This is a genomic window from Enterobacter sp. 296B2 (genome assembly GCF_034106185.1).
In the GTDB taxonomy this organism is placed as follows: Bacteria; Pseudomonadota; Gammaproteobacteria; order Enterobacterales; family Enterobacteriaceae; genus Enterobacter; species Enterobacter cloacae_N.
On record NZ_JAWNCA010000068.1, the window covers coordinates 1 to 2,424 of the forward strand.

Below are 2,424 nucleotides of genomic sequence, written 5' to 3' on the forward strand. Positions count from 1 at the left end.
CTTTGGGGAGAGGGCCGGGGTGAGGGGGGGGGGGGCCGGATATTACCGTGCTAACCTTAACTGCTGCAAATTCCCGTCCAGCTGTAAATCCGTTCGTAACGTCGCTACATCCCGGCAGATAAACGCCATCTCTTTATGCGCTTCCAGCTTCTTGCGCCATTTTTCCGGCACGTCATCCAGACGAGAGTAAATTCCTTCCAGGCTCTGAAAGTCCGTCAGCAGCTGGGCGGCGCTCTTCGGCCCTATGCCTGCAACCCCCGGCACCTTTGAGCTGCTTATCCCCGCCAGCCCCCAGTAGTCAGGCAATTGCTCTGGCGAAACGCCAAACTCGCTGGCAATGAAGGGGGCATCGAGCCAGCGTTTCTGGAAATAATCGCGAATGCGGATCGTGGGTGAAAGGAGCTGGCAGTAGCCTTTGTCGGTTGAAACGATCGTCGCCTGGTGTCCTGCGCTGGCCACCTTTACCGCAAGCGTCGCGGCCAGGTCGTCAGCTTCATTGCCGTGTGCGCCCCAGCAGGGGACGCCGCGCTGCTCAAAGGCGGCACGCAAGGCGGGCATTTCGGCATGCAGATCGTCCGGCATTGGCGCGCGTCCGGCCTTGTAGTCGGGCAGGCGCTGATGTCGCCAGCCGCTGTTGCGCGCTTCGTCATCAAACACGGCCACGACATGCGTCGGTTCGCTGTGGCGAATGAGCTGCTCCAGCGCGTGCAGGCAGGTGTCCTTGCAGGGCGTGCCTTGTACCGCATGGATCCGGCGAATCAGATTGAGCGCGTCGACGATAAGCAAATGAACAGCCACAGATATTCTCCCTTAAATCTAATGGGTAAAGGGTATCACTGTCGGCAGGATGAAACGAATAGCGTGAGGAAAAACAGGAAGAAGCCTCGCAAAACGAGGCTTCCGGAGAGGCTTAATCGCAGGTCACGATCTTCATCGCCAGGCCGCCGCGAGAGGTTTCGCGGTATTTGGCGTTCATATCTTTACCGGTTTCGTACATGGTTTCGATAACTTTATCGAGACATACGCGCGGTTCGCTGGTGCGGCGCAGCGCCATACGCGCCGCGTTCACCGCCTTGACGGAGGCGATCGCGTTTCGCTCGATGCACGGAACCTGTACCTGTCCGGCAACCGGGTCACAGGTCAGCCCAAGGTTATGTTCCATGCCGATTTCCGCAGCGATGCACACCTGCGCCGGGCTTGCGCCCAACAGCTCCGCCAGACCTGCCGCCGCCATGGAGCACGCCACGCCGACTTCACCCTGACAGCCTACTTCCGCACCGGAAATGGAGGCGTTCATTTTATACAGCGAACCAATCGCGCTGGCGACCAGCAGGTAGCGCGCCAGGGAGTTGGCGTTCACTTCACGGATAAACTTGTCGTAGTACGCCAGCACGGCCGGAACGATACCGCAGGCACCGTTGGTTGGCGCAGTGACCACGCGGCCCCCTGCGGCGTTCTCTTCGTTCACTGCCAGCGCGAACATGTTGATCCAGTCGACGACGGCCATCGGGTCCGTTGTCGTTTTGTCGGTGCTCACCAGCATACGGCGCAGCGCCGCCGCACGACGCGGTACGCGAAGCTTGCCCGGCAGCACGCCTTCGGTGGTGATCCCGCGCTCAATGCCGCCGCGCATCACTTCCCAGACGCTAGCGAAGTGCTGTTCCAGCTCTTCTTTGCTGTGAAGGGCCAGCTCGTTTTTCATCATCAGACCGGAGAGGGAAAGACCCGTCTCCTGGCAGTGGCGCTGGAGGTCCGCCGCGGTTTTGTACGGATACGGCACCTCAACAGAAGAGGTACTGGTTTGACCAAAGTGGTCTTCGTCGACGATAAAGCCACCGCCGATGGAGTAATACGTCTGGCTGTAAACCGCTTTGTCGCCAGCCAGCGCGGTAATGCGCATGCCGTTTTCGTGCAGCGACAGGTTGTCCGCATGGAAATTCATGCAGTGGTCAACCGGGAATTCAACCTCATGCTCACCGTTTGCCAGCAGCAAACGACCGTGGGTGTTCACGTCCTGGATGAAGCCAGGGATCGCGTCAATATCAACGGTATCCGGCAGATTTCCCGCCAGGCCCATGATAATGGCGATATCGGTATGGTGGCCTTTCCCGGTCAGGGAAAGCGAGCCGTACACATCGACAACCACGCGGGTGATGTCGTGCAGAATGCCGCGTGCAATCAAGTCATCCGTGAACTGCTTACCGGCTTTCATTGGTCCGACGGTGTGAGAGCTGGAAGGACCAATACCGATTTTGAAAATATCGAATACGCTAATCATGATGCGTCCATTGCTTTCAGTCAGAGGGGGAGGAGTGGGGGGGGCCGCCGGGCGCCGGCGGGGCCGGGGCCGGCCCAGGACGAAAGGGAGAATAGAACATACGACATGAAAAAGAGCCATAAAAAACACACACAACAAAAAAACCA

2 protein-coding genes are annotated in these 2,424 nt (G+C 58.8%); both read right to left on the bottom strand.

Annotation, left to right across the window (positions count from 1 at the left end):
* Nucleotides 1–42: 42 nt before the first annotated feature.
* On the bottom strand, nt 43–798 hold the full coding sequence (gene xni, locus URZ40_RS23055; protein WP_320721250.1) for a flap endonuclease Xni: 756 nt from the start codon (nt 796–798) through the stop codon (nt 43–45).
* 112 nt (nt 799–910) lie between these two features.
* Entirely contained in the window at nt 911–2,278 is a 1,368-nt protein-coding gene (gene sdaB / locus URZ40_RS23060) for an L-serine ammonia-lyase II (RefSeq protein WP_080330114.1), read from the bottom strand.
* Between the last annotated feature and the right edge of the window lie 146 nt (nt 2,279–2,424).

What these genes read in the sequence shown, in the direction of transcription:
- sdaB (WP_080330114.1), bottom strand. Translation starts at nt 2,278, where the DNA reads ATGATTAGCGTATTCGATATTTTCAAAATCGGTATTGGTCCTTCCAGC.